Source organism: Herbaspirillum sp. C9C3 (assembly GCF_013359625.1).
Taxonomy (GTDB): domain Bacteria; phylum Pseudomonadota; class Gammaproteobacteria; order Burkholderiales; family Burkholderiaceae_D; genus Herbaspirillum.
In genome coordinates this window covers 18485-43062 of sequence record NZ_JABFMQ010000024.1, presented here as the reverse complement: position 1 = coordinate 43062, position 24578 = coordinate 18485, and the positions used below count along the sequence as shown (strand labels likewise).

At 64.4% G+C, this 24578-nt stretch carries 20 protein-coding genes; 14 read left to right on the top strand and 6 right to left on the bottom strand.

The window, feature by feature from the left end; all coding sequences use genetic code 11:
- Window positions 1-9: 9 nt before the first annotated feature.
- The 3 genes from HNO82_RS18420 (at window position 10) to erpA (ending at window position 1567) form a co-directional block, all read left to right on the top strand.
- Window positions 10-723 carry a DUF6776 family protein gene (locus tag HNO82_RS18420; RefSeq protein ID WP_175344697.1) on the top strand — a complete coding sequence of 238 codons (714 nt, stop codon included), beginning with the start codon at window positions 10-12 and terminating at the stop codon, window positions 721-723.
- Between the two features lie 9 nt (window positions 724-732).
- Complete coding sequence (locus tag HNO82_RS18415; protein WP_175344696.1) at window positions 733-1128, top strand: bactofilin family protein; 396 nt, start codon at window positions 733-735, stop codon at window positions 1126-1128.
- A 73-nt stretch (window positions 1129-1201) separates the two neighbouring features.
- Window positions 1202-1567, top strand: a complete 366-nt coding sequence (gene erpA / locus HNO82_RS18410) for an iron-sulfur cluster insertion protein ErpA (RefSeq protein WP_008331898.1) — start codon at window positions 1202-1204, stop codon at window positions 1565-1567.
- Between the two features lie 164 nt (window positions 1568-1731).
- Here erpA and hemL read toward each other — a convergent pair whose 3' ends face one another.
- Window positions 1732-3015 (bottom strand): glutamate-1-semialdehyde 2,1-aminomutase, encoded by a 1284-nt coding sequence (hemL, locus tag HNO82_RS18405; RefSeq protein ID WP_175344695.1) that lies wholly within the window; start codon window positions 3013-3015, stop codon window positions 1732-1734.
- 36 nt (window positions 3016-3051) lie between these two features.
- Window positions 3052-3900: a bifunctional hydroxymethylpyrimidine kinase/phosphomethylpyrimidine kinase gene (thiD, locus tag HNO82_RS18400; protein ID WP_175344694.1), complete on the bottom strand. Its 849-nt coding sequence runs from the start codon at window positions 3898-3900 to the stop codon at window positions 3052-3054.
- A 98-nt stretch (window positions 3901-3998) separates the two neighbouring features.
- Between thiD and HNO82_RS18395 the strand changes: the two genes are divergently transcribed.
- From HNO82_RS18395 to HNO82_RS18380, 4 genes are all read left to right on the top strand, one after another.
- Window positions 3999-4151: a rubredoxin gene (locus HNO82_RS18395; RefSeq protein ID WP_006461975.1), complete on the top strand. Its 153-nt coding sequence runs from the start codon at window positions 3999-4001 to the stop codon at window positions 4149-4151.
- Between the two features lie 463 nt (window positions 4152-4614).
- On the top strand, window positions 4615-5199 hold the full coding sequence (locus HNO82_RS18390; RefSeq protein WP_008331889.1) for a chemotaxis protein CheW: 585 nt from the start codon (window positions 4615-4617) through the stop codon (window positions 5197-5199).
- A 104-nt stretch (window positions 5200-5303) separates the two neighbouring features.
- Window positions 5304-7478, top strand: coding sequence for a methyl-accepting chemotaxis protein (locus HNO82_RS18385; RefSeq protein ID WP_175344693.1), 2175 nt, complete (start codon window positions 5304-5306; stop codon window positions 7476-7478).
- A gap of 33 nt (window positions 7479-7511) precedes the next feature.
- Window positions 7512-9695 carry a chemotaxis protein CheA gene (locus HNO82_RS18380; RefSeq protein ID WP_249777044.1) on the top strand — a complete coding sequence of 728 codons (2184 nt, stop codon included), beginning with the start codon at window positions 7512-7514 and terminating at the stop codon, window positions 9693-9695.
- Between the two features lie 79 nt (window positions 9696-9774).
- Here HNO82_RS18380 and HNO82_RS18375 read toward each other — a convergent pair whose 3' ends face one another.
- The 3 genes from HNO82_RS18375 to HNO82_RS18365 all read right to left on the bottom strand — a co-directional run bounded on the left by HNO82_RS18375 (window position 9775) and on the right by HNO82_RS18365 (window position 12952).
- On the bottom strand, window positions 9775-10632 hold the full coding sequence (locus HNO82_RS18375; protein ID WP_175344692.1) for a sulfurtransferase: 858 nt from the start codon (window positions 10630-10632) through the stop codon (window positions 9775-9777).
- A 50-nt stretch (window positions 10633-10682) separates the two neighbouring features.
- The gene (locus HNO82_RS18370) at window positions 10683-11600 is read right to left on the bottom strand and encodes a DMT family transporter (RefSeq protein WP_008331881.1); all 918 of its coding nucleotides are present in this window, start codon (window positions 11598-11600) and stop codon (window positions 10683-10685) included.
- Between the two features lie 230 nt (window positions 11601-11830).
- Window positions 11831-12952, bottom strand: coding sequence for an aromatic ring-hydroxylating oxygenase subunit alpha (locus tag HNO82_RS18365; protein ID WP_034350972.1), 1122 nt, complete (start codon window positions 12950-12952; stop codon window positions 11831-11833).
- Between the two features lie 267 nt (window positions 12953-13219).
- Here HNO82_RS18365 and HNO82_RS18360 point away from each other — a divergent pair, with 267 nt between their 5' ends.
- The 5 genes from HNO82_RS18360 (at window position 13220) to HNO82_RS18340 (ending at window position 21250) form a co-directional block, all read left to right on the top strand.
- The gene (locus tag HNO82_RS18360; RefSeq protein ID WP_175344691.1) at window positions 13220-13504 is read left to right on the top strand and encodes an exodeoxyribonuclease VII small subunit; all 285 of its coding nucleotides are present in this window, start codon (window positions 13220-13222) and stop codon (window positions 13502-13504) included.
- Entirely contained in the window at window positions 13504-14451 is a 948-nt protein-coding gene (locus HNO82_RS18355; protein ID WP_034350971.1) for a polyprenyl synthetase family protein, read from the top strand. Before HNO82_RS18360 ends, HNO82_RS18355 begins: the two co-directional genes overlap by 1 nt.
- A 91-nt stretch (window positions 14452-14542) precedes the next feature.
- Window positions 14543-16408 carry a 1-deoxy-D-xylulose-5-phosphate synthase gene (gene dxs / locus HNO82_RS18350; RefSeq protein WP_175344690.1) on the top strand — a complete coding sequence of 622 codons (1866 nt, stop codon included), beginning with the start codon at window positions 14543-14545 and terminating at the stop codon, window positions 16406-16408.
- A gap of 208 nt (window positions 16409-16616) precedes the next feature.
- Window positions 16617-19910 (top strand): DUF2339 domain-containing protein, encoded by a 3294-nt coding sequence (locus HNO82_RS18345; protein ID WP_175344689.1) that lies wholly within the window; start codon window positions 16617-16619, stop codon window positions 19908-19910.
- Window positions 19907-21250 carry a DUF3999 domain-containing protein gene (locus HNO82_RS18340; RefSeq protein WP_175344688.1) on the top strand — a complete coding sequence of 448 codons (1344 nt, stop codon included), beginning with the start codon at window positions 19907-19909 and terminating at the stop codon, window positions 21248-21250. The genes HNO82_RS18345 and HNO82_RS18340 overlap by 4 nt, the downstream gene beginning before the upstream one ends.
- Window positions 21251-21281: 31 nt before the next feature.
- Here HNO82_RS18340 and HNO82_RS18335 read toward each other — a convergent pair whose 3' ends face one another.
- A complete protein-coding gene (locus tag HNO82_RS18335; protein WP_175344687.1) occupies window positions 21282-21836 on the bottom strand; it encodes a cob(I)yrinic acid a,c-diamide adenosyltransferase in 555 nt (184 codons plus the stop codon).
- A 307-nt stretch (window positions 21837-22143) separates the two neighbouring features.
- Here HNO82_RS18335 and HNO82_RS18330 point away from each other — a divergent pair, with 307 nt between their 5' ends.
- A complete protein-coding gene (locus HNO82_RS18330; RefSeq protein ID WP_175344686.1) occupies window positions 22144-23559 on the top strand; it encodes an FAD-binding oxidoreductase in 1416 nt (471 codons plus the stop codon).
- 125 nt (window positions 23560-23684) lie between these two features.
- The gene (locus HNO82_RS18325; protein WP_175344685.1) at window positions 23685-24575 is read left to right on the top strand and encodes a LysR substrate-binding domain-containing protein; all 891 of its coding nucleotides are present in this window, start codon (window positions 23685-23687) and stop codon (window positions 24573-24575) included.
- Window positions 24576-24578: the final 3 nt, after the last annotated feature.

Sequence of the window (24578 nt, the reverse complement as noted above, 5' to 3'; positions counted from 1 at the left end):
CGTCGGCGCATGACGATTTCAGCGCCGAAGATGACCATCAAGCGGCACCTGCCCTGGCCGCTGATGATCCTTCTGTGGGCTGCCGTGGTGGGCGTGGGTGCGGCGGCGGCGGTCTGGACCTACCAGCTCGGCCGCAACAACCTGCCGGGCCTGCACGCCGATGCCGGCGATGCCAGCGAGCAGATCGAGCAGTTGAGCGAGCAGGTCAAGAAGTTGAGCGCCGAAAATGAGCGCTTGCAATCCGCCGCCAACGCGTCGCAAAATGAATTGAAGATTGCCCAGACGGCGCAGGCCACCTTGGCGACCCAGGTCAAGAACCTGGAGGCGGAAAACAACCGTCAGAAGGAAGACCTGGCTTTCTTCGACAGCCTGCTGCCCACCAACCTGGGCGCGCCCGGCATCACCATCCAGCGCTTCAAGGCCGAACAGGCGGCGCCCAACCAGGTACGCTATCGCGTGCTGGTCATGCAGGGTGGTGGGGGAACGCAACAGTTTGCAGGAAACCTACAGCTTAGTGTCAATATGGTGCAGGGCGGCAAAGGTGTTACCATCAACTTTCCGGAAGGCAATGCCACTGACCAGGCGCGCTACCGGCTCGCATTCAAGTACTATCAGCGGGTCGAAGGCCTGCTGACCATTCCCGAGGGCGCCATCGTTAAATCGGTGGCGGTCCGAGTTCTCGACCGCGGCCAGGTGCGTGCCCAGCAGTCGGTAGATCTGTGAGGTGATTCCATGTTTACACGCAAGACCAAGAGCACGATCGACAGCCTCATCGGCATGTCCACCAGCATCACGGGCGACGTCGGTTTCAAGGGCGGCCTGCGCATTGACGGCGCCATTACCGGCAACATCAATGCCGAGAGCGGTCAGCCCAGCGTGCTGGTCATCTCGGAACACGCCAAGGTGATCGGCGAGGTGCGTGCCGCGCATCTGATCGTCAATGGCGAGATCATTGGCGACGTCCACTCCACCGAACTGCTGGAGCTGCAGCCCAAGGCTCGCATTACCGGCAACGTCTTCTACAAGGCTCTGGAGATGCACGGCGGGGCCTTGGTGTCGGGCAAGCTCAGCCATGACCAGCAGGCGGAGACGCCCATGCTGAAGCTGGCCGTATCGTCGGAAGCATGAAAATCCGCAAGCGCTTATAATGGCTTTATCGATCTAATGTATTGATCCGCCTCAAGCCCAGCAGGAGCCCGAAATGAATGCCGTAGCCGAACTGCAACAAACCGACATGCCCGCCCCGATCAACTTCAGCGACAGCGCAGCCGCCAAGGTGGCCCAGCTGATCGAGGAAGAAGGCAATCCCGACCTGAAACTGCGCGTTTTCGTGCAGGGTGGTGGTTGCTCGGGTTTCCAGTACGGTTTCACCTTCGATGAAATCGTCAACGAAGACGACACCACCATGAGCAAGAACGGCGTCCAGCTGTTGATCGACTCGATGAGCTACCAGTATCTGGTGGGCGCCGAGATCGACTACAAGGACGACCTGGAAGGCGCGCAATTCGTCATCAAGAATCCGAACGCCACGACCACTTGCGGTTGCGGCTCTTCCTTCTCGGTGTAAGTGCCGCCAGACTCCCCGTACCATGCTGGTTTGCGGGGAGATGAAGAAAAAGGACGCCGCGGCGTCCTTTTTTCATGTCTTGAATCTTCATATCGGCCTGGGGCCACCGTCCGGCGGGCCTTCCCGACGTCTGTTCCTGGACGCCGCAAAAGCCCTTGTTCGCCTTACCCCAAGTCAGTGAAGGCTTTTGCCGCAGCGGCGATGGTTTCCTCGATGATGGCATCGCTGTGCTGGGCCGATACGAAGCCAGCCTCGAAGGCCGACGGTGCAAAGTACACGCCCGCATCCAGCATCTTGTGGAAGAAGCGGTTGAAGCGCTCCTTGTCGCCCTGCATCACCTCGGCATAGCTGGTCGGCACCTTGGTATCGAAGTACAGGCCGAACATGCCGCCAATCGCATCGGCGGCAAAACGCACACCAGCCGCCTTGGCCGCCGCGCTCAGGCCATCGGTCAGCTTGCGGGTCTGTGCCGCCAGGAGTTCGTAGAAGTCGGGCTGCTGGATGATCTTCAGGGTCGCCATGCCGGCCGCCACGGTGACCGGGTTGCCCGACAGCGTACCTGCCTGATAGACCCCGCCCAGCGGCGCCAGATGCTTCATCACCTCGGCACGACCGCCGAAGGCCGCCACCGGCAGGCCGCCGCCGATCACCTTGCCCAGCGCCGTCAGGTCGGGGACGATGCCATTCAATTCCTGGGCGCCGCCACGGGCCACGCGGAAACCGGACATCACTTCATCGAAGATCAGGATGGCGCCGTATTCGGTGCACAGGCGGCGCATGGTGCGCAGGAATTCGTCGGTGGCCCGCACCAGGTTCATGTTGCCGGCCACCGGCTCCACGATCACGCAGGCGATCTCGTTGCCGGCAGTCTTGAAGGCTTCTTCCAGCTGCTGGGCATTGTTGTAGTCCAGCACCAGGGTGTGCTTGGCGAAATCTTCCGGCACCCCGGCCGAGGTCGGATTGCCGAAGGTCAGCAGGCCGCTGCCGGCCTTGACCAGCAGGGAATCGGCGTGGCCGTGATAGCAGCCTTCGAACTTGATGATCTTGTCGCGACCGGTGGCACCACGGGCCAGGCGCAGCGCGCTCATGGTGGCTTCGGTGCCGGAGGAGACCAGGCGGATCTGTTCGATGGAGGGGACCAGCTTGATGATTTCCTCGGCCATCTCGATCTCGGCCTCGGTCGGCGCGCCAAAGGACAGGCCGCGCGCGGCCGCCAGCTGCACCGCCTTGACCACTTCCGGATGGGCGTGGCCGACGATGGCCGGGCCCCAGGAGCCGATGTAGTCGATGTAGCGCTGGCCTTCGGCATCCCAGAACCAGGGGCCTTCGGCGCGTTCGATGAAGCGCGGGGTGCCGCCTACCGAGCGGAAGGCACGTACCGGGGAGTTGACGCCGCCCGGCGTACTTTGCTGGGCGCGGGCGAACAGGGTTGCATTGGTCTTGGTCATGAGCTTGCGGAGTCGAGTCCGGATTCGTGGATCAGATCAGTTGATGGAGGGCGGCGCGTCCAGATCGGCGGGATCCTCCGATTCGCGCGCCCAGAAATAGCGGTCGGGCAGCAGCTTGCCCATGCCGATGCGCTGGGCATTGGCCAGCGCGGCCAGGGTGAACTCCTGCGCCTCGGAGGCTGCCAGCGGCACTTCCAGGTCATTGGCCAGCATGGCCGCCATGGCGCCCGAGAGCGTGCTGCCGGCACCGACGAAGGAGCCGGGCAGGCGCGGCCAGGCATCCTGGCGCACCAGGCCGGATTCGTCGAAGAGCGAATTGGCTACTTCCTGCAGGTCGGTCTGGGTATTGGTCACCAGCAGGTATTCGCAGCCCATCTCGATGATGTGCATGGCGTCCAGTTCGAGCGCATCGCCCGGCACCGATTCGCGCCAGGTCTCGGCCAGGCGGGTAAGCTCGCCGGCCGAGCAGATCAGTACGGTGGCTTGCGGGATCAGCAGTTCGCGGATGGCAATCAGGCGGTCATCCTCGTCCTCCTGATTGGCCAGGGCGCTGATGAACGGGTCCAGGATCAGCGGAACGTCGGGGTAGTCGGAGACGATCTCGGCAATCACCGAGATGTTCTCGATACTGCCCAGGGCGCCCACCTTGAAGGCGGCCACGGCCATGTCTTCGAGGATCACGCGGGCCTGGTCGGCGACCCAGTCCACGTCGACCACCTGCACGTCTTCGACGCGGGCGGTGTCGCCGATGAGCAAAGCCGTCACCACCGACAAACCGTGGCAGCCCATGGCGGCGAAAGTGGCGAGATCGGCCTGCACGCCCGTGGCGCCGACCGGATCGGCGGCGCCGAAGCTGAGGATGAGGGGAGGAGTTTGGTTTTGCACGTCGAGTAGATTAAGATAGCTGACTTAGCATTTTACTTGATTGATTTTAGGGATAGTCAGCCGTGACGAATAGCAGCCAAACCGAATTCAAAACCTGGATGTGCCTGATCTGTGGTTGGATCTACGACGAAGAAGCAGGCCTGCCCGAAGAAGGCATCGCCCCAGGCACCCGCTGGGACGATGTGCCCATCAACTGGACCTGCCCGGAATGCGGCGCCCGCAAGGAAGATTTCGAGATGGTGGCGATCTGATCGCCGCCTGAACGCAATGACCGCCGCCGACGGTTTCGGCAACGCGCACCGGCGCCAGGTTCCTGGCGCTGCGTTGGCGGCGTCTCCTTCACCCGAAGAGGCGCCGTATACCCTCCCTTTTTTCCTGCCGGGCGGGATTTGATGTGGATCAAACTCTCCCAATCTCACGGGTTCGTCTCGTTTTCCCATCATTTTTTCTGCCTGGTGGTGCAGGCCCTTTGCCCGCTGGAAAAACGGTGAACTTTTCTGGGTAAAATCTCCTCCAGTACCAGCTTTGCCTGCGTGACCGGAAACAGGACGCACAGATGTCCGCCCGTCCGCCGTGAGGCAACCTCCCCCAACGGTCTTGTCATTGAGTCCAGCCACGCCATCGCGCCGCCGGAGCGGTATGGCGTGCGTGCGCATCGCCCATGCCGGGCGTGCCGGATGACATGGCCTTTTCCAACTGTCACATGAGGCTGGTATGCCACACACCAAGGATTTCGTCATCGATGCAGCCCCCGTCTGCGACTCGCCCGGCCTGCAGGAGCGCGAGGGGCTGGAGCAGTTCCAGGCCTCGCTGATCACGCGCATGGCCGCGTCCGACAATGAAAGCATGCGCTCGCGCCGCCTGGCGGTGGCCATGGGCGAGCAGCACTATCTGATACCGCTGGCCCAGGCCGGCGAGATCGTCCCGCTGGCCGGCCTGCCCGTCACGCCCGTCCCGGCCACGCAGGCGTGGTTTCTCGGTCTGCTCAACATCCGCGGCAGTCTCATCGGCCTGGCTGACCTCATGGGACTGGCCGAGGCCGCATTGCAGGAAATCGGGCGCGGTAGTCATGCCTTGCTGCTGGCCGATGGCCTGGCGCCCCATTGCGCTTTGCTGCTCTCACGCGTCCTGGGCCTGCGAGACATCACAGAAATGACGCGAATATCGAAAAACTTCGAGACGGAAATCGCGTTACCGGGCATCAACGGACGTTATAAAGACAACAGTGGTCAGCAATGGGATGAATTGGACCTGTCGCAGTTGATCCAGGATAGCCGTTTCCTGCAGATCGGCCGCTAGCAGCGGGCCGCCGGATCAGCAGTGCGCGCAATACGAATACCTGAAATACCTGAGAAATCCGAAAGATCTTCGAGATCTGCCAAGAGGGAATAGGAACACCGGCCATGGAACCGACCTTGCCGTCTCTGTCGAAAAAGAATGCCGTGGCCGAGGCCAGGCGGCCTGCCGTGCCGCCTGGCAGCGGTCTGCGCCTGCCCTGGCTGCATCGTTATTCACTGCGCACCCAGACCCGGGTGCTGCTGGGCGTGCTGGCGCTGTCGCTGGCCGCGCTGTGCCTGTTCATGTGGCTGGGAGCGCGCCTGTATCTGCTGGCCACCCTGCAGACCAACCTGGCATCGGACCTGGTGATGCACTCCCAGCGTATCGGCAAGGCCGTGCCCAATGCCATACAGGGCAATCCACAGGCCTTTGTGCAACTGGCGCAGAGCCGTCTCGAATTCAATCGCGGGCTGCTGTTGCTCAGCAGCGGCGGGCCCTACCAGGGACAAAATATCGGCCTGCCTGATCCTGCCCTCAAGCCGGCGCTGGAGAACGTGGCACGTCTGTGGCGCCGTACCGACCTGGCGGCCGAGACCATCCTCGGCATGGAAAGGGAACTGACCGGGTTCGGCACCACCCTGAAGCGGCTCAACGAACTGCTGCCGGTCATGCTGGACCTGAGCGAGCAGATCGCCATGCTGCAGTCCCAGGGCCGCCCGACCACGCGCGAGATGACCGCTGCCAGCCAGCTGGTGATGCTGACCCTGCGCCTGGGTCGCAGCTCCAATGAGTTCCTTACCTCCGATGGCGTCAACGCCGAAACCGCCTTCATGCTCGGCAAGGACATCACCGCCTTCGGCGATCTGCTCAAGAGTCTGTTGGAGGGCAACGACATGCTGCGCCTGCGGGCTGCCAGCGATCCCGACCTGCGTACCAAGCTGCAGGACCTCACGCGGGTCTTCGGCGATTACCAGCCGCAGGTCACCGGCATTCTGGGCAATCTGCAGAATTTCATCGCGGCCAAGCGTTCCGAGCAGCTGGTCTTCACTGAAAACGAGACCCTCAAGCGCCATCTGACCGACCTGCAGGAAGCCTACCGGGTGGCCCTGAAAGCGCGTTCCTGGACCTTCTGGGCGGTGCTCTGCGCGATGGCGCTGGCACTCTTGAGTGCCATCGGGATTGCCCTGGTGCAGTTGCAGAGCAGCCGCAACAACGCCGCCGCCGCCGAGCTGCGGCGCCAGGAGGCCGAGCTGCAGCGTCAGCTGGCCCAGCAGGAAGAAGAAAAGGCCATGCGCGCCAACCACCTGACCCAGGCTGCCGTGCTGCGCCTGATGACCGAGCTGCAGCGCGTGGCCGATGGCGACCTGACGGTGCATACCACGGTATCGGACGATGTCACCGGAGCCATCGCCGATTCCGTCAACTACACCGTCGAAGCCCTGCGCGGTCTGGTCGAGCAGGTCACGCAGATGGCCGCCAAGGTGGCGCACAGTTCCGAACATGTGCGCGGCACCACCACCGAGCTGGGCGCCGCCGCGCGGGCCCAGGCGCGGCGCATCCAGCGCATCGCCCAGGCCATGCTGGAAATGTCCAATCACATCACCGGTATCTCGGTCTCGGCCGACGAATCCGCCGATGTCGCCCGCCACGCCGTGGTGGTGGCCGAGCGTGGCGCGCGCGCGGTGGAAGATGCGGTCAAGGCCATGGACGGCATCGGAGAGCAGATCCGCGAGACCTCCGAGCGCATCAAGCGCTTGGGAGCCTCGTCGCAGATGATCGGGGAGATCACCGAGCTCATTTCCGACATTACCGAGCGCACCAATGTGCTCGCGCTCAATGCCGCCATCCAGGCCGCCTCGGCAGGCGAGGCCGGGCGCGGCTTCTCGGTGGTGGCCGAGGAAGTGCAGCACCTGGCCGAGCGCTCCAGTGCCGCCACGCGCGAAATCGGCGCGCTGGTCAGGATGATCCAGGCCGATACCCGCGACGTGGTGGTGGCGATGGAAAAATCCACCACCGGTGTCACTGATGGTGCCGTGCTGTCGGATGCAGCCGGCAGTGCCCTGGCCGATATCCGCAGCGTCTCCAAGCGCCTGGCCGAACTGATCCAGGGCATGGCCGTATCCACCCGCGGGCAGGCGGTGTCGGCCAATGGGGTGGCCCAGCAGATCCAGGGCATCCTGCGCGAGAACGACATCATCGAGCAGAGCCGCGAGCAGGTGTCCACGCTGTATGAAGAATTGTGGGATGCCGCCCGCCAGCTGGAAAGCTCGGTCTCGCGCTTCCGCATCAAGGTGACTTGACCCCGATTGCCGCCCATGATCACCGGACACGACATGCCAGCCGCCCAGTGCCCTGCCTCGATCGTCACCTCAGCCGACGTACGCCCGGGCGGCGTTGACGAACGCTTGCGCGAGACCTTGCGTCCGCTGCTGGTGATCGTGCGCCAGCAAAGCGCCGCCTGGGCCGCCCGCCTCGGTCAGGGAGACGGTGCGCCGCGACTGCCCGCCCTGGTCTTGCGTACGCTGGCGGCGCTGCGCGATTACGCCGCCAACAGCGGCGCCAGCGTCTTTGCCGAGTCGGCCTCGGGCCTGCTGCAACAGCTGCAGCACTGCAGCGAGGCTGGCGTGCAGGCGGGCCTGCAAGATCTCATCGAAGCCGGCATCCAGACCCTGTCAGCCCAGTTGGACGGAGCCTTGACGCCGGCGACCCGCTTGCCGCCCGAAGTCATCGATCCGGTGCTGCTGCCGGTGTTCCTGGAGGAGGCGCAAGAGCTCATCGCCGGCATCGGCGAGACCTTGCTGGTGCTGCCCGAGGGCGAGCATCCCGATGCCGTCGAGAGCAGTCTGCTGGCCGAACTGGCGCGTCCCCTGCATACGCTCAAGGGCAGCGCGCGCATGGTGGGGGCACTGCACCTGAGCCGCTGCCTGCATGACATGGAAGGCGCCTTGCAACGGCTGGGCAGCCCCGGTAGTCCTGCGCCGCGCAGCGTGGCTGCCTTGCTGGCCCTGTATGACCAGGCGGTAGAACATTTCAGCATCCTGGAACAGGGCCTGGTTGCCCTGCCCGGTGCTGCCACCAGCGCGATCATGCCCGCCCCCGCGCCGGGCAGCAAGGCCGCCGAGGGACGGCTGACTGCGCCGCTGGTACGTATCCGCACCACCGTGCTGGACAGGCTGCTGAACCAGGTGGGTGAAGTGTCGATCAGCCGCGCCCAGTTGGACAATGAAATAGGCGCCCTGCAGGGCGATGCCCGCGTACTGGGTGAAGAACTGGACTCCCTGGCCCGGCAGTTGCGGCGCTGGCAGCGCGGCTGGGAGCAGGGCAGCCTGGTCCCCCGAGGTGACGCCAGCGCAGGCCTGAGCGAGCTGGCCCAGGTCATGGAAGCAGCCCTGGCGGCCGCCATGGCGCGCCAGAAGCAGTTGTTGCAGCGGGTGATGAAAACCCGGGAAGGGCTGCGGCTGCAAGGTCGCACCACGCGTGAGCTGCAACAGGAGCTTATTCATGCACGCATGGTCAAGTTCAACAGCATGGAGCCTCGCATGCAGCACCTGGCGCGCCAGGTCGCGGCCGAAACCGGCAAGCCCCTGGCGCTGGACCTGTCGGACTGCCGCCTGCAGATCGACCGCGCCATCCTGGAGCGCCTCATGGGGCCATTGGAACACCTGCTGCGCAATGCCGCCGTACACGGCATCGAGGAGGCGCCCTTGCGCCGCGCGGCCGGCAAGCCGACCAGCGGCCACCTGCGCATCCAGGCCGGGCACGAAGGCAATGAAGCCGTCATTCGCGTGCGCGACGATGGCCACGGCCTGGACCTCGCCGCCATTCGCCGCAAGGCGCTGCAACGTGGTCTGCCCGGCGTGGAGCACTGGAGCGAGGCGCGCCTGGCCGAGCTGATCTTCGAACCCGGCTTCAGCACCAGCGCTCAGGTCTCGGCCCTGGCCGGGCGCGGCATCGGCATGGATGTGGTGCGCGCCGAAGTGGCCGCGCTGGGCGGGCGCATCACCGTGCATTCGTGGCCGGGGCAGGGCGTGCTCTTCACGCTCTATCTGCCGCTGTCGCTGGCGGTGCAGCAGGTCTGCCTGCTGCACCACGGGCAGCAGCAGTACGCCATCCCCTCCACCCTCATCGACAGCGTGATCCAGCTGCGCAGCCAACAGGCGCGCCAGGCGTTGGCGCAGCGCGCATTGGAGGTCAATGGCCGGCAACTGGCGCTGCATCCACTGCACAGCCTGCTGGACGAGCCGCCGCCGGTGTCGCCGCCAGGCAGTGGTGAAGCGGATTCGGCCTTTGCCTTGCTCATCAAGAACGGCGATGAACTGATGGTCATCATGGCCGATCACGTCAGCGGCAACCGCGAAGTGGTGGTCAAGCCGGTCGGGCCACAGGTGGCTACGCTGTCCGGCATGGTCGGTGCCACCGTGCTGGGAGACGGGCAGATCGTGCTCATCATCAACCCGCTGCTGCTGGCCGGCTCGCGCCGCGTCGATGACGGCGCGGCGGCTGCCAACGTACGATAGTGGTCTTGGGCTGGCCAGCGGCGCCTGCTTCGGCGTTCGCACCAGGCACACGTTCGCCAGGGACCGCTGGCTGCGCCTGTCAGTGGCCGGTGGCCACCGGGCGCTGCGGATCGGAACTCCATTCGCTCCACGAGCCAGGATACAAATGCGCCCCCGGCAAGCCCGCCACTTCCAGCGCCAGCAGGTTGTGGCAGGCTGTCACGCCCGAGCCGCACTGCATCACTGCGGCCTGCGGGTCACCCAGCACCGACAGCCATTCCTCGCGCAATTGCGCGGCACTCTTGAAGTGGCCATCGGCTTGCAGGTTGTCCTTGAAGAAGCGATTCTTCGCGCCCGGGATATGGCCGCCCACGGCATCGATGGTTTCGTTCTCGCCGCGGAAGCGGTCCGGTGCGCGTGCATCGACCACCTGCAGCGTCTGACTCTTGAGATTGTCCAGCAGGGTTTGCGCATCCACCGTCTTTACCAGCGATGAGAGATCCTGGATGTTGCCGGGCATCGCCGGTCCAGGTATCTCGCTGGTGAGGGTCTCGCCCAGTGCCTGCCAGGCCGCCATGCCGCCATCGAGTACGGCCACGTCGCTATGGCCGATCCAGCGCAGCAGCCACCACAGGCGCGCGGCATACATGCCGCCTTGGGCGTCATAGGCCACCACCTGGGTGTCGTTGTTGATGCCCAGCTCGCGCATGGCCTGCACGAACTGCTGACGGTCCGGCAGCGGATGGCGACCGTGGAAGCGCCCGGCGGCATCGGTCTTGGGACCGGAGAGCAACTCATCCAGATGGGCAAAGCGTGCCTGCGGCAGGTGGCCGGCAGCGTAGGCTTCGCGGCCGAAGGCGGGGTTGCTCAGGTCGTGACGGCAATCCACGACAACAATGTTCAGATATTGCGCGCGCGACTTCAGCTCGCTGGCGCTGATGAGGGTCTGATAGGTCATGAGGCTCTCCTTTTGTTCATAGGCCCTGCAGACGGGCAGGATTCGGTGATTCAGACTTCGGTGGCGATCGGGTCCACCTTGGGAACGTTCCTGGCCAGCGCCTGAGTCTTGCGCTGGTTGCGATAGGTGGCCAACATGCCGCTGGCCAGGATGATGGCCATGCCCAGCCAGCCGATCCAGCCCGGCGCGTCGCCCCAGATCAGCACCCCGAAGAGGCTGGAGAAGACGATGCCGGTGTATTGCAGGTTGGCGGTGACCAGCGTATTGCCGAGCCGGTAGGCGCGCGTCATGGCAATCTGCGCGGTGGTGGCCGTCAAGCCTATCATGAGCACCAGCAGTGCACCGATCCAGGAATGGCTGTGCCATAGCGGTACGCGGCCGGTCACCACGCTACCGATCAGACCGGCCAGAACGCCGGTGGCAGAAAAGTAGAACACCACGCGGTACTCCGGTTCCCCCAGCAGTCCCAGCTTGCGCACCTGCAGGTACACCAGTGCCGAGAGCACGCCGGAGGCCAGCGAGATGGCACCGCCCAGCAACTGCTCGGCATTGAGCGAAGGCCGCATCAAGAGTGCCACGCCCAGGAAGCTCAGCGCCACCGTGCCGGCCAGTCCCCATTCAAATTTCTTCTGTCCCTGCCACCAGCCGGCCACGAACAGCATCACCGCGATCCAGATCGAGGACATGTAGTTCAGCGTCGTCGCCGTCGCCACCGGCAGCAGGCTGAACGAGTAGAACCACATCCACAACGAGATCACGCCCACGCCGCCGCGGATGAAGTGATCGCGCGGGAAGGGGGTGCGCAGCGTGCCGCCGCGCACACGGATCAGACCGAGGATAAAGAGCACGCCGATCACGCCCCGGCAGAGCACGATCTCCGACGTCGAGTAGTAACTGCTGGCGAGCTTGACGCACGCACCCATGACGGCAAAGAGGAATGAGGCAACGAGCATCCAGAGCGATTGCATGGCGGCGGTTCAGTAGAGTGAGGGGAGAAGGAGCAAGGCACAGGCAGTAAGAGCCGGGCAGGCGCCGGTGCCAAAGAAAACGGCAGCCCCGGCGTGAACCGGGGCTGCCGTTGTGCAGCAGGAGCAGAGGTCGGGCGAGGGCGGCGGACAATGACGACGCAGATTGCGTCCGTCGTGAGCTTGCCGCGTTGCCTGCATCTGCTTTCCCCCTGCGCGGCCTGTGGGCCTGGTTATGGTGTGCTGGTTCCCTGCGGCACGTCCAGCTGCTGGCGATACCACTCGTGGAAGTGCTGCATGCCGTCTTCCATGGGCGACTGGTAGGGACCGACTTCGCTGGTGCCGCGATCCATCAGTATACGACGACCGGCATCCATGCGCTGGGCGATCTCGTCATCCTCGACGCAGGTCTCCATGTAGGCGGCGCGCTCGGCTTGCACCAGTTCGCGTTCGAAGAGGGCGATCTCTTCCGGATAGTAGAACTCCACCACATTGGTGGTCTTCTGCGGACCGGTCGGCCAGAGCGTGGACACCACCAGCACGTGCGGATACCACTCCACCATGATGTTGGGGTAGAGCGTCAACCAGATGGCGCCGTACTTGGGCGGCTTGCCGTTGGAGAACTGCAGCAGCTTTTCCTGCCACTTGGCGTAGGTGGGCGAGCCGGACTTGATCAGACCGTGGTTCACGCCCACGGTCTGGACGCTGTAGTCGCGGCCGAATTCCCACTTCAGATCGGAGCAGCTCACGAAGTTGCCCAGGCCAGGATGGAAGGGCTCGACGTGGTAATCCTCCAGATAGACCTCAATGAAGGTCTTCCAGTTGTAGTCGCACTCGTGCACTTCGGTGTGGTCGTACAGATAGCCCGAGAAATCCAGATCGCGCGTCACACCCAGGTGTTTGAGCTTGTCGGCGATGTTGACGCCGTTGTTCTCGAACAGCAGCCCGTTCCAGCTTTGCAGCGCAGTCTTGGACAGGTTCATGCACGGCGTCTCGCCGAAATGCGGCGCGCCGATCAGTTCGCCCTTCAGATCGTAGGTCCAGCGATGCAGGGGACAGACGATGTTGGCAGCATGGCCGCGACCATCGAGCATCTTGGCCTGGCGGTGACGGCACACGTTGGACAGCAGTTCAATACCCTGCGCATTGCGCACCAGCATGCGGCCTTCGTTTTCCCACGGCAGCGTGGCATAGTCACCCGCTTCGGGCACCATCAGCTCATGGCCGACGTAACGAGGTCCTTGCTGGAAGAGTTGTTTCAGTTCCCGCTGATGGAGCGGTTCGTCGAAGTAGACGTGGACTGGAAGTTGCGCGTTTGAACGCGCCAATTTGGCAAAAGTAGCAAGATCGGACATTTCCGCCCCCAAATTAATTTGCACCAACCTAAGGAAGAAAATCCGCAAAAACCTGTGTTCAAATAATATGAAGAGGAAATTTTGGACAGAACCGTGGATTATGCCATAAAACCCCCATAAGGGGCCGGGTTTTGTGGCCAAAATGCCAGTAAATTGGCCGAATTTACAAGCTCGGCTCGAAATGCACCGACATTTCCACGCCCTTCATTGACTTGGGGATCGCCGGTTTGTTCTAAAATACCCGGCTGAATTTTTGAATGGGTCGATATGCCTAGAACCTCTGCTGCTGCATCCTCTGCTGCTGCCTCTGCGGCGGCCGGGGCCCTGCCTGTCTCCTTCGAGGACGCGATGATGGAGCTGGAACAGCTCGTGGCCCGCATGGAAGCCGGCGAGCTGCCGCTGGAAGCTTCGGTGGCCGCCTACAAGCGCGGTTCCGAACTGGTCAAGTTCTGTGCCGGTCAGCTCGAGAAGGTGGACAGCCAGGTCAAGCTGCTCGAGGGCGACATGCTCAAGCCCTTCAACGCAGCGGACGCTTCCGCCGGGGACGATTGATGAATGCACAGATGCCGGCCGCCAGCGCGCAGGCCCCGCTAGCTTTTGCCGACTGGACTGGTCAGGTGCAGGGTGGCATGGAAGACGTGCTGGACCGCTTCCTGGCGCCGACTTCGGTAGTGCCGGCGCGCCTGCATGAAGCCATGCGCTACACTGCCATGGAGGGCGGCAAGCGGGTGCGCCCGCTGCTGGTCTACGCGGCCGGAGACATCTTCGCCACGCCGCGCGTGCTGCTGGACCGGGCTGCGGCTGCAGTCGAGATGATCCACGTCTATTCGCTGGTGCATGACGACATGCCCTGCATGGATGACGATGCCCTGCGCCGCGGCAAGCCTACCGTGCACGTGCAGTACGACGAAGCGACTGCGCTGCTGGTCGGTGATGCCCTGCAGGCACAGGCTTTCGAGACTCTGTCGGCGCCGCTGGAGGCCGAACTCGGCCAGCACGATCCCGGTCTTTCGGCGCGCCAGCTGCGCATGGTCAACCTGCTGGCCCAGGCGGCCGGTTCGGTGGGCATGTGCGGCGGCCAGGCGATTGACCTGGCCAGCGTCGGCATGACCCTGTCACTGGCCGAACTGGAACAGATGCACCGCCTCAAGACCGGTGCCCTGCTGCGCGCAGCCGTGCTGCTGGGCGCGCTGGGCGGCAAGGCCCTGACGGCCGACGAGAGCGCCGCGCTGGACGAGTATGCGCGCGCCATCGGCCTGGCTTTTCAGGTGGTTGATGACATCCTTGATGCCACCGCCGACTCGGCCACGCTGGGCAAGACGGCGGGCAAGGATGCGGCCGACAACAAGCCGACCTATGTCTCGATCCTGGGCCTGGCCGAATCTCAGGCGCTGGCCGAGAAACTGCGCGGCAACGCGCATGCGGCGCTGCTGCCCTTTGGCGAGAAGGCGCGCCGCCTGCGCGAGCTGGCCGACCTGATCGTGCAGAGAAAGACTTGAGCGACCCGATCACCGACACAACCCAGGCATGAAGACGGACCGCGCGGCATGTGCCAGGCGCGGGCTTCAGATCCCAACACGGTAAGAACAGATGCTCCTCACTACCATCAACGACCCGGCCGACCTGCGCCGTCTGTCCCGCCCTCAATTGAAGCCGCTGGCCGAAGAGCTGCGCGGTTTCCTGCTGGACTCGGTCTCCAAGACCGGCGGCCACTTGTCTTCGAACCTGGGCACGGTCGAGCTGACCATCGCGCTGCATTACGTCTTCAACACCCCTGAAGACCGCATCGTCTGGGACGTGGGTCATCAGACTTATCCGCACAAGATCCTCACCGGCCGTCGTGACCGCATGGATACGCTGCGCCAGCAGGAAGGCATCTCGGGCTTCCCGCGCCGTATCGAAAGCCAATACGACACCTTCGGCACGGCGCATTCCTCGACCTCCATCTCGGCCGCGCTGGGCATGGCGCTGGCGGCCAGGACGCAGGGTTCGGACCGCCATGCGATTGCCGTCATCGGCGACGGCGCCATGACCGCCGGCATGGCTTTCGAAGCGCTCAACAATGCGGGCGTGCATGAGGATATCAACCTGCTGGTGATCCTCAACGACAATGACATGTCGATCTCGCCGCCGGTGGGCGCGCTCAATCGCTACCTGGCGCGCCTGATGTCGGGCAAGTTCTACGCAAAGGCGCGCGACGTGGGCAAGTCGGTGCTGCCCGGCCCGGTGCTGGAGCTGGCCAAGCGTCTGGAAGAACACGCCAAGGGCATGGTGGTTCCGGCCACCATGTTCGAGGAATTCGGCTTCAACTACATCGGCCCCATCGATGGCCATGATCTCGATTCGCTCATCCCCACGCTGCAGAACCTGAAGCAGCTCAAGGGACCGCAGTTCCTGCACGTGGTCACCAAGAAGGGACAAGGCTACAAGCTGGCCGAGGCCGATCCGGTGCTCTATCACGGTCCCGGCAAATTCAATCCCAGCGAAGGCATCAAGCCCAGCGCGGGCGGCAAGCTGACCTATACCCAGGTCTTCGGTCAATGGCTGTGCGACATGGCCGCCGCCGATGAAAAACTGGTCGGCATCACCCCGGCCATGCGCGAGGGCTCGGGCATGGTGGGCTTTGAGAAGACCTTCCCGAAACGTTATTACGACGTCGGCATCGCCGAACAGCACGCCGTCACCTTCGCCGCCGGCATGGCCTGCGAGGGCATGAAGCCGGTGGTGGCGATCTACTCGACCTTCCTGCAACGCGCCTACGACCAGTTGATCCATGACGTGGCCCTGCAGAACCTGGACGTGACCTTCGCCCTGGACCGCGCCGGTCTGGTCGGTGCCGATGGTGCTACCCACGCCGGCAACTATGACCTGGCCTTCCTGCGCTGCATTCCCAACATGGTGGTGATGGCCGCTTCCGACGAGAACGAGTGCCGCAAGATGCTCTCCACGGCCTATCAGTATCCCGGCCCGGCCGCAGTGCGTTATCCGCGCGGTGCAGGCGTGGGTGCGGCAGTGGAGAAGACCTTGGAGACCCTGCCGCTGGGCCGTGGCGAAATTCGCCGCCAGGGCCAGGATGTCGCCATCCTGGCTTTCGGCAGCCTGCTGGCACCCGCCCTGAGCGCGGGCGACAAGCTCAATGCCACGGTGGCCAACATGCGCTTCATCAAGCCGCTGGACGTGGAGCTGGTCAAACAACTGGCCGCCTCCCACGATGCGCTGGTCACGGTGGAAGAGGGCTGCATCATGGGCGGCGCCGGTGCGGCAGTCTCCGAAGCACTGGCCGCAGCCGGCATCAACAAGCCGGTGCTGCACCTGGGCCTGCCGGACCGCTTCATCGATCACGGTGATGCCGCACAACTGCTGGCGCAATGCGGGCTGGATGCCGATGGCATTGCCCAGTCCATCGTGCAGCGTTTCGGCAAGGACCAGACCCGGCTGGTCGTCAACAACGGCTGACGCTTCTTTCCCCGCCAGCCGCATCCCTCGGCAGCCGAGGGATGCGGCGCATTTTCTCATCGGTTGAACATCCTGTAGCCGCACCGGTCAAAGACCTCGTTCATTCAAATAATTTCCTTGTGGAAATATTTTTCATGAAGGGGTGACCGGCGGCTGTGCGCGCTCGCTCCTGAAATCTTCCTGCAAGAATTCAAATGAGGAGAGGCCCATGAGATGGGTGTTGACGATAGTCGGCGGTATAGCGGGCATCGTGCTGGCCTTGGCTGGTGATTGGTCCATCGGCCCCACGATGATCCTGGTAGCGGGGCTGGGTTTCTGGCTCGGCAACGTGCTGTTTGCACCCGTCGAGGAAGAGGCGCCGCCGGCCGCCTTCACCGGGACGGCACCGACGGCCTCGCTGGCCGCACGCGTGAGACAGCTGGAAGACCGGGTGAACATGCTCAGTGAAGAGGTGGAGCGGCTACGCCGGGAATCCCCTCATTACCTGCCACAACCTGAACCGCCCATCGCGGCGGATCTCCCTGAAGACGTCCGGCCCCGTCGTGCCGACAGCAAGCCTGTCGCTCTCACTGCGTCCTCCGTGTCCGAATCGCTTGCACCAGCGCCTGACCCGGCCATCGTCCCGTCCCTTGCGCAGCCCGAGCATCCACCTGCGGTCCAGGCGAGCACGACTGCCCAGCGCAAAGCTGAGGTGCCGCCTGCCATGCCTGCCGCACCGGACCTGCTGGAGCGTGCTTTCCATGCAGCGCGGGACTGGCTGCTGGGCGGCAATACAGTGGTCCGCGTGGGGATCATCGTGCTGTTCTTCGGCGTCGCCTTCCTGCTCAAGTACGCTGCCAGCAACAGCCTGCTGCCCATCGAATTGCGTCTGGCCGGGACCGCCCTGGGCGCAGCCGTTCTGCTGGGGCTGGGCTGGCGCCTGCGTGAGCGTCGCACCGTGTACGGACTCCTGCTGCAAGGCGGCGGGGTAGGGGTGCTGTATCTCACGGTCTTTGCGGCCGTCAAACTGTATGCGCTCATTGCCCCCGGCATGGCCTTGCCTCTGATGGTGGTGATCTGCGCCCTGAGCGCCTTTCTGGCGATCCGGCAGGATGCGGCTGCCCTGGCCTTCATGGGCAGCGCGGGCGGCTTTCTGGCGCCGGTGCTGGTCAGCAGCGGCGGCGGCAGCCATGTCGCACTCTTCAGCTATTACGCCTTGCTCAACGCCGGCATCTTTGCCATCGCCTGGTTCAAGGCCTGGCGCGCGCTCAACCTGCTGGGATTTTCCTTCACCTTCGTGATCGGTTCGATCTGGGGCGCGACCGCCTATGCTCCGGAGCATTTCGCCAGCACCGAAGCCTTCCTGGTGCTGTTCCTGCTCATGTATGTCGGGATATCCCTCCTGTATGCCCTGCGCCGCGAGTGCGTCGTACAGCATTATGTGGATGGGACGCTGGTGTTCGGTACGCCCATTGCCGCCACGGCGCTGCAGGCGGCAATGGTCAAGTCCATGCCTTTCGGCCTGGCCTGGAGCGCCGTGGCCTTGTCGGCTTTCTATCTGCTGGTCGCAGCGGGACTGATGCGCTGGCGGCAGCGGCTGGGCTTGCTGTTCGATGCCATGCTCGCGCTCGGTGCCATCTTTGCCACCCTGGCGCTACCCTTCGCATTCTCCGGGCAGACCACCGGTGCCGCCTGGGCGATCGAGGGAGCCGCCCTGGTCTGGATGTCGGTGCGCCAGCGCCGGCTGCTGGCACTGCTGTCCGGCTTGCTGATGCAGGGTGCGGCGGCAGTGGCCTTCCTGGCTTCCTGGGGCGAGCCGGTCGGCATCTCGGCGCTGCCCGTGGCCAATGCCGGCTTCCTGTCCATGCTGATGATCGCGCTGGCGGGGCTCTTCATCGGATGGTGGTTGCAGGTGCGCAGCGATGCGGGGCGCTGGCACGTCTGGCTGCCCGAAGCGGGACTGGCCGCTGCGCTCTGGGGCCTGTGCTGGTGGGCGGCTGCCGGAGTGCGGGAGATCCAGTCCCACGCCGCCCCGCTGGCTTACCCCGAGGCGGTGTCCTTCATCCTGCCGGCGCTGGTGCTGTGGGCCATTCTCACGGCCTGGCTGGCACATGCTGCACGTTGCCTGCTGGCCTGGCCGCTGGCCAGATGCGTTGAGCAGGCGTTGGCACCGCTGCTGGCGCTGCTGACACTGGGCCTGTTCCTCACATCTGCGGCGCCGCTGACCGCTTGGGGATGGTTGGCCTGGCCGCTGGCCGTGGTGTCGACCTACGCCATCCTGTGGCGCCTGGAGAAGGGGCAAGAGCGCGAAGAGACGTCACGCTGGTCGCCCCATGCCCTGCAGCACCTGCTCAGTTTCTGGATGTTGTGTGCCTTGCTGGCCTTCGAGGGCTACTGGCGCCTGCGCCAATTCGTCCCCGAAGGCGCGTGGAGCTGGAGCGCCTGGGCCTATGGACTGGGACTGTGCCTGCTGGCGGTGGCTACCCTGGGTTCCCGACTGCGCTGGCCGGTGGCCGCGCATGCCTGGCCTTACCAGGTCTGGGGCGCAGCACCACTGGCGCTGCTGTTGTGGGTCTGGAGCATCGGCAGTGTCGCCAGCGAGGGCGACGCCGCACCACTGTTCTGGCTGCCCCTGCTCAACCCCCTGGACGTAGCGCAATTACTGGCCTTTGTCGCAGTGGCCGCATGGATAGGGCGTTTGCGCCAACTGAAGGTGAGTGAACCGCCGGTGGAAATGAATTATCTGGCATTCGCCACGGTGTTCCTGTGGTTCAACGCGCTGCTGCTGCGGACTTTGCATCACTATTTCGATGTTGAATATGAAGTGGGTGCCGTACTGGCGTCCTTCCGCTGGCAACAGGTCTTCATGCTGGGCTGGGCTGCCTTCGCCTGTGCCGCGCTGTGGTTCGTCCGTGGTGAGCGACTGCACAAGCTTTGCGTGCTGGCCTGCCTGCCGCTGATGCTGGTGCTGTGGCTGTGGACGATCAATGTCAACCTTACTCAAGCGGGGGGCCACTGGATGCGCCTGCCCTTGTTCAATCCGCTCGATGCGATCCTGCTGGCGATCTACGCCCTGATTGCTTTCTGGTTCTCGCGTCTGGGCAGCCTGGCTGACCTGCTTGCGCCTTATCGCACCGTGTTGCTGGCGGCGATGGGGGCGACGCTCTTCCTCTGGCTCAATGCCATGCTGCTGCGCACCCTGCATCACTGGACCGGGCTGCCCTACACGCTGGCCGACATTTCGCATTCCACGCTGGCCCAGGCGGCGCTGACGGTGTTTTGGGCCTTGTGCGCGCTCACCATGCAGGTCATTGCCACGCGCGGCGGCATGCGCATGCTGTGGTTCGCCGGTGGCGCCCTGCTGGGGGGGACGGTGATCAAGCTGTTCCTGTTCGACCTCTCGCGCATCCAGGGCCTGGAACGGATTGTGGCCTTCATCGGGGTCGGGGTGCTGCTGTTGCTGGTGGGGTATTTCTCGCCCTTGCCACCCAGGCAGGCTACGCCAGAGGAGGTCAAGCCATGAAGCGGATGATGATGGGTTTCTGCGCCAGTCTGCTGGCGTTGGTGGCGCAGGCCGGTGAGGCGCCGCCGCCGGCCGTGACGCAATGGTATGGGCTCACCGTGAGCGGCACCGGTCCGTATTACCGCATGCGCTTGCCGCCGGAGATTTATGCGGCCAGCCAGCGCCGCGACCTGGGTGATGTACGCATCCTCAACGGGGCCGGAGAGCAGGTACCGTTCTCGCTGGAGGCGGCCACCGTTCCCGCCCCGATCCAGCGCGCGGTGCTGGCGCCGGTGAACTGGTTTGCCGTGCCCATGGCGGCCAGGCCGGCTGGCCAGGGCCGGCTGGGGGTCTTGCTGGGGGCCGATGGTAGCTTGCGCGCCGAGCTTGGTGCGCCCGCCGCGCCGCGCGCCTCTGACGATACCGTCCTGGTCGATCTGGGCCGGGAGGCAGCCGTCAGCGCCTTGCGTATTCATCTGCGTGGGGCGCAATATCAGGGCCGCGTCCGGGTGGAAAGCAGCGCGGACCTGACGCAGTGGCACGCCGTGGGGGAGGCCGAGCTGCTCAACGCCTCCGCGAACGGCAAGCAGTTGCGCCAGGAGCGCGTGGCGCTGGAAGGATTGCGACAACGCTACCTGCGGCTGAGCTGGCCCGATGGCATGCCCGAAATCGCCGAGATCGCATCCGAGACCCTGCTGGCGGAGCCAGTCGCCGGGAGCGGCGCCACCCCCTTGCGCTGGCAGGCCGCAGCGCAGGTCCGAGCCGGCAGCCAGGCGGGAGAATATGTGTTCGCCAGTGGCGGCGTCTATCCGGTAGAAAGCCTGCGCATCGATTTGCCGCAGCCCAATACCATCGCCAAGGTCAGCTTGCAGAGCCGCGATGATGCCAAGGCAGCCTGGCGCGGCATCGCCACGGGAACCGTGTTCCGCTTGCAAGGAAAGTCAGGAGAGGAGCATTCGGCACCGTTGCAATTCGAGGCCACGTCCGCGCGTGACTGGCGCATCTTGGTGGACATGCGCAACGGCGGCCTCGGCAGTGGCTTGCCTCAGGTGAGCCTGGGCTGGCGCCCGGCGCAGCTGACCTTCGTAGCACGCGGATCAGCGCCGTTCAGGATCGGCGCGGGCAATGCCGCGCTCACGGCGGTGGCGCAGCCGACCGGGGAATTGCTGATGGGCACGCATCCCGAGACGGGCATCGCCACGCTGGGTGCACGGCTGCCGATGACGCAGGAAAAGGAGCCGCGCATTGCGGCCAGTACCCGCCACATCGTGCTCTGGATGACCTTGATCCTCGCCGTCGCCACCCTGGGCGGGATCGCCTGGCGTCTGGCGCGCAGCAAACCGACCGACGCGTCGCAGTAGCCTTCGTCCTCGCCTCGCAGCGGGAGTGCGCTCAGCGCTCCCGCCCCTTCTCCCACAACACGTCCTGCCCGCCCGCTTCGCGATTGAGTACGCGCGCCAGTACGAAGCACAGGTCGGAGAGGCGATTCAGATACTGCCGTGCCGGGGCATTCACCCCCGCCTCCGATTTTTCCAGCATCACCACGCTGCGCTCGGCGCGGCGGCACACGGTGCGGCATACATGTGCCAGCGCCGCCGTGCGTGATCCGCCCGGCAGGATGAATTCCTTCAGCGGGGGCAGGGTGGCGTTGTATTTCTCCAGCAGCGCATCCAACCGCGCCAGGTGCGCATCGGCCAGCACCGTATAACCGGGAATGCAGAGCTCTCCGCCCAGGTCGAACAGGTCGTGCTGGATCGAGACCAGTTCCTCCCGCAGCGTAGCCGGCAGCGTCTCGCACAGCAGCAGGCCCAGCTGCGAATTCAATTCATCCACATCACCCAGTGCCTGGATGCGCAGGCTGTCCTTGCCCACGCGACTGCCATCGCCCAGGCCGGTGCTGCCATCGTCGCCCGTGCGGGTGGCGATCTTGGAAAGTCGGTTGCCCATCATGCTCCTTGTTGATTCGCCGGGCAGCTTAAGCGCAAGCAAGGGCCAAGGCAAGTATTTCCCACACCTTGCGAGGCGCGCCGCGCCTGCTGGAAAAATTGCGTAAACAATTCACTTGATTTGTCTGACTGCGCGGCTTGGGCGCCGACATTTGCGCAAATTCGCGCCCGCAAGAGAGTAAAATTCACCGATTGGATCAGTGGTCAGTCCACTGGAGCGGCGAGCGATGCCGCTTCACCGGCCCCTGCATCCTTCCCGCACAAGACCATAACAAGAACCGAGACACCAGACCCCTGAGAGAACCTGCATGAATCACCTAGTTGACGCCCGGAAACTGAAACGCCCCGTGCCCCAGGCCCTGCTCGACGAGCTCAAGGCCCTCTTCGGCGAGCGCTGCTCCACCACCCTGGCCATGCGCGAGCACCACGGCCGCGATGAATCCTCTTACGATCCCATGCTGCCCGATGCCGTGGTCTTCGCCCACAGCACCGAGGAAGTCGCCGCCTTCGTCAAGCTCTGCAGCCAGTACGACACTCCCATCATCCCCTACGGTGCCGGCACCTCGCTGGAGGGCCACGTGCTGGCCCTGCAGGGCGGCGTGACGGTGGACCTGTCGCAGATGAACCAGGTCCTGGCCGTCAATGCCGAAGACCTGACCGCCACCGTCCAGGCCGGTGTCACCCGCAAGCAGTTGAACCAGGAGATCAAGGATACGGGCCTGTTCTTCCCCATCGACCCCGGTGCCGATGCCTCGCTGGGCGGCATGGCTTCCACCCGCGCATCGGGCACCAATGCCGTGCGCTACGGCACGATGAAGGAAAACACCCTGACCCTGACGGTGGTGACCGCCCAGGGCGAGATCATCAAGACCGGTACCCGCGCCAAGAAGTCCTCGGCCGGCTACGACCTGACCCGCATCTATGTCGGCAGCGAAGGCACGCTGGGCATCATCACCGAAGTGACCGTGCGTCTGTATCCCCAGCCCGAGGCCATTTCGGCGGCGATCTGTTCCTTCCCCAGCGTGGCCGACGCCGTCAACACCGTCATCCAGACCATCCAGATGGGCGTGCCCCTGGCGCGCGTGGAGCTGCTCGATGAAAACGGCGTACGCGCCATCAATGCCCACGACAAGCTGAGCCTGCCGGTCAATCCGCTGCTGCTGTTTGAATTCCATGGCAGCGACAATGGTGTCAAGGAACAGGCCGAACTGGTCCAGGACATCGCCCGCGAATTTCATGCCCTCGGCTTCGAATGGGCGACCCGTCCCGAAGACCGCACGCGCCTGTGGACCGCCCGTCACAACGCCTACTTCGCGCTGCTGCAATTGCGTCCGGGGGCGCGCGCGATTTCTACCGACTGCTGCGTACCAATCTCGCGCCTGGCCGAATGCGTGCTGGCCACCAAGGCCGATTGCGAAGAGCAGGGCCTGATCCACGCCATCATCGGCCATGTCGGCGATGGCAATTTCCACGTGCAGATGATGGTGGATCCGAATGACCCCGCCGACATCGCCCGCGCCGAAGGCGTCAACGCCCGCATGGTGGCGCGTGCCCTCGACATGGATGGCACCTGCACCGGAGAACACGGCGTGGGCCTGCACAAGATGGACTTCCTGATCCAGGAGCATGGCGACGGCGCCATTGCCGTCATGCGCGCCATCAAGCATGCGCTCGATCCGAAGAACATCATGAACCCCGGCAAGATCCTGCGCTGGGAGCAGTGAGGTCGATGTGTCAGCCAGGCCAGGGAAGAAAAACCTGGTTTCATGCTCTTGGCCTTTTAGTTTTTCGGTAACGCAATGTTAGTTTTCATCAGTTTTGCTTGAACCGCTGCAGGAATCCACCATCCATGGCTACCCGCCTCCCCCCCGTCCATGCCCTGTCCGCCTTCGAGGCTGCAGCCCGCCACAACTCCTTCGCGATTGCCGCCGAGGAGTTGTGCATTACCCCCTCGGCGCTGTCGCACCGGATCCGTCTGCTGGAAGAATTCGTCGGCGAGCGCCTGTTCTATCGCGATGGACGCTCCATCGGGCTGTCCGAATTCGGTCGGCGCTATCTGGACGTGGTCCGCAGCGCCTTGCGTACGCTGACCGATTTCCCGATGCCCCATCGCAATGCCGCCGTGCAGCCCAAGATCAAGGTGATGCTGCCGCCCACCTTCGCGCGCCACCTGCTCATGCCGCGCATTGCCGACTTCACCCAGCGTCATCCGGAGATCGTGGTCGAGCTTTACCTGTCGGTGCCGCTGTATGACCTGTCGCTGTCGGAGAGTGACGTCGAGATCCGTTTCGGGGCCGGCAACTATCCCAACATCATCACCGAGAAGCTGTTCGAAGAACCGGCCTTTGCCGTGGCCAGCCCCGGCTACCTGAAGACCCTGCCGCCGATGAAGTCGCCCGCCGACTTGCAGCATGCGACCCTGCTGCGTTCGGCACTGGAACCCTGGCAGCCCTGGTTCGAGGCGGCCGGTCTGAAAGACTGGGTGGAACCCTCGGCGGGGTTGCGCGTGGATGACCTGGGCCTGTTGCTGGAAGCCGTGCGCCATGGCTACGGCATCGGCCTCACGCGCCAGCATTTCGCCGAAGAACTGCTGGCCCGGGGCGAGATCGTGGAACTGTTCGACGTGCGCCTGCGCACCCCGCCGCATGCGTATTACGTGGTCTACGAACGCGCCGTGCGCGAGCGGCCCGAGGTCGATACCTTCATCAGCTGGATGCAGAACGCCTTCCGCAACATCTGACTC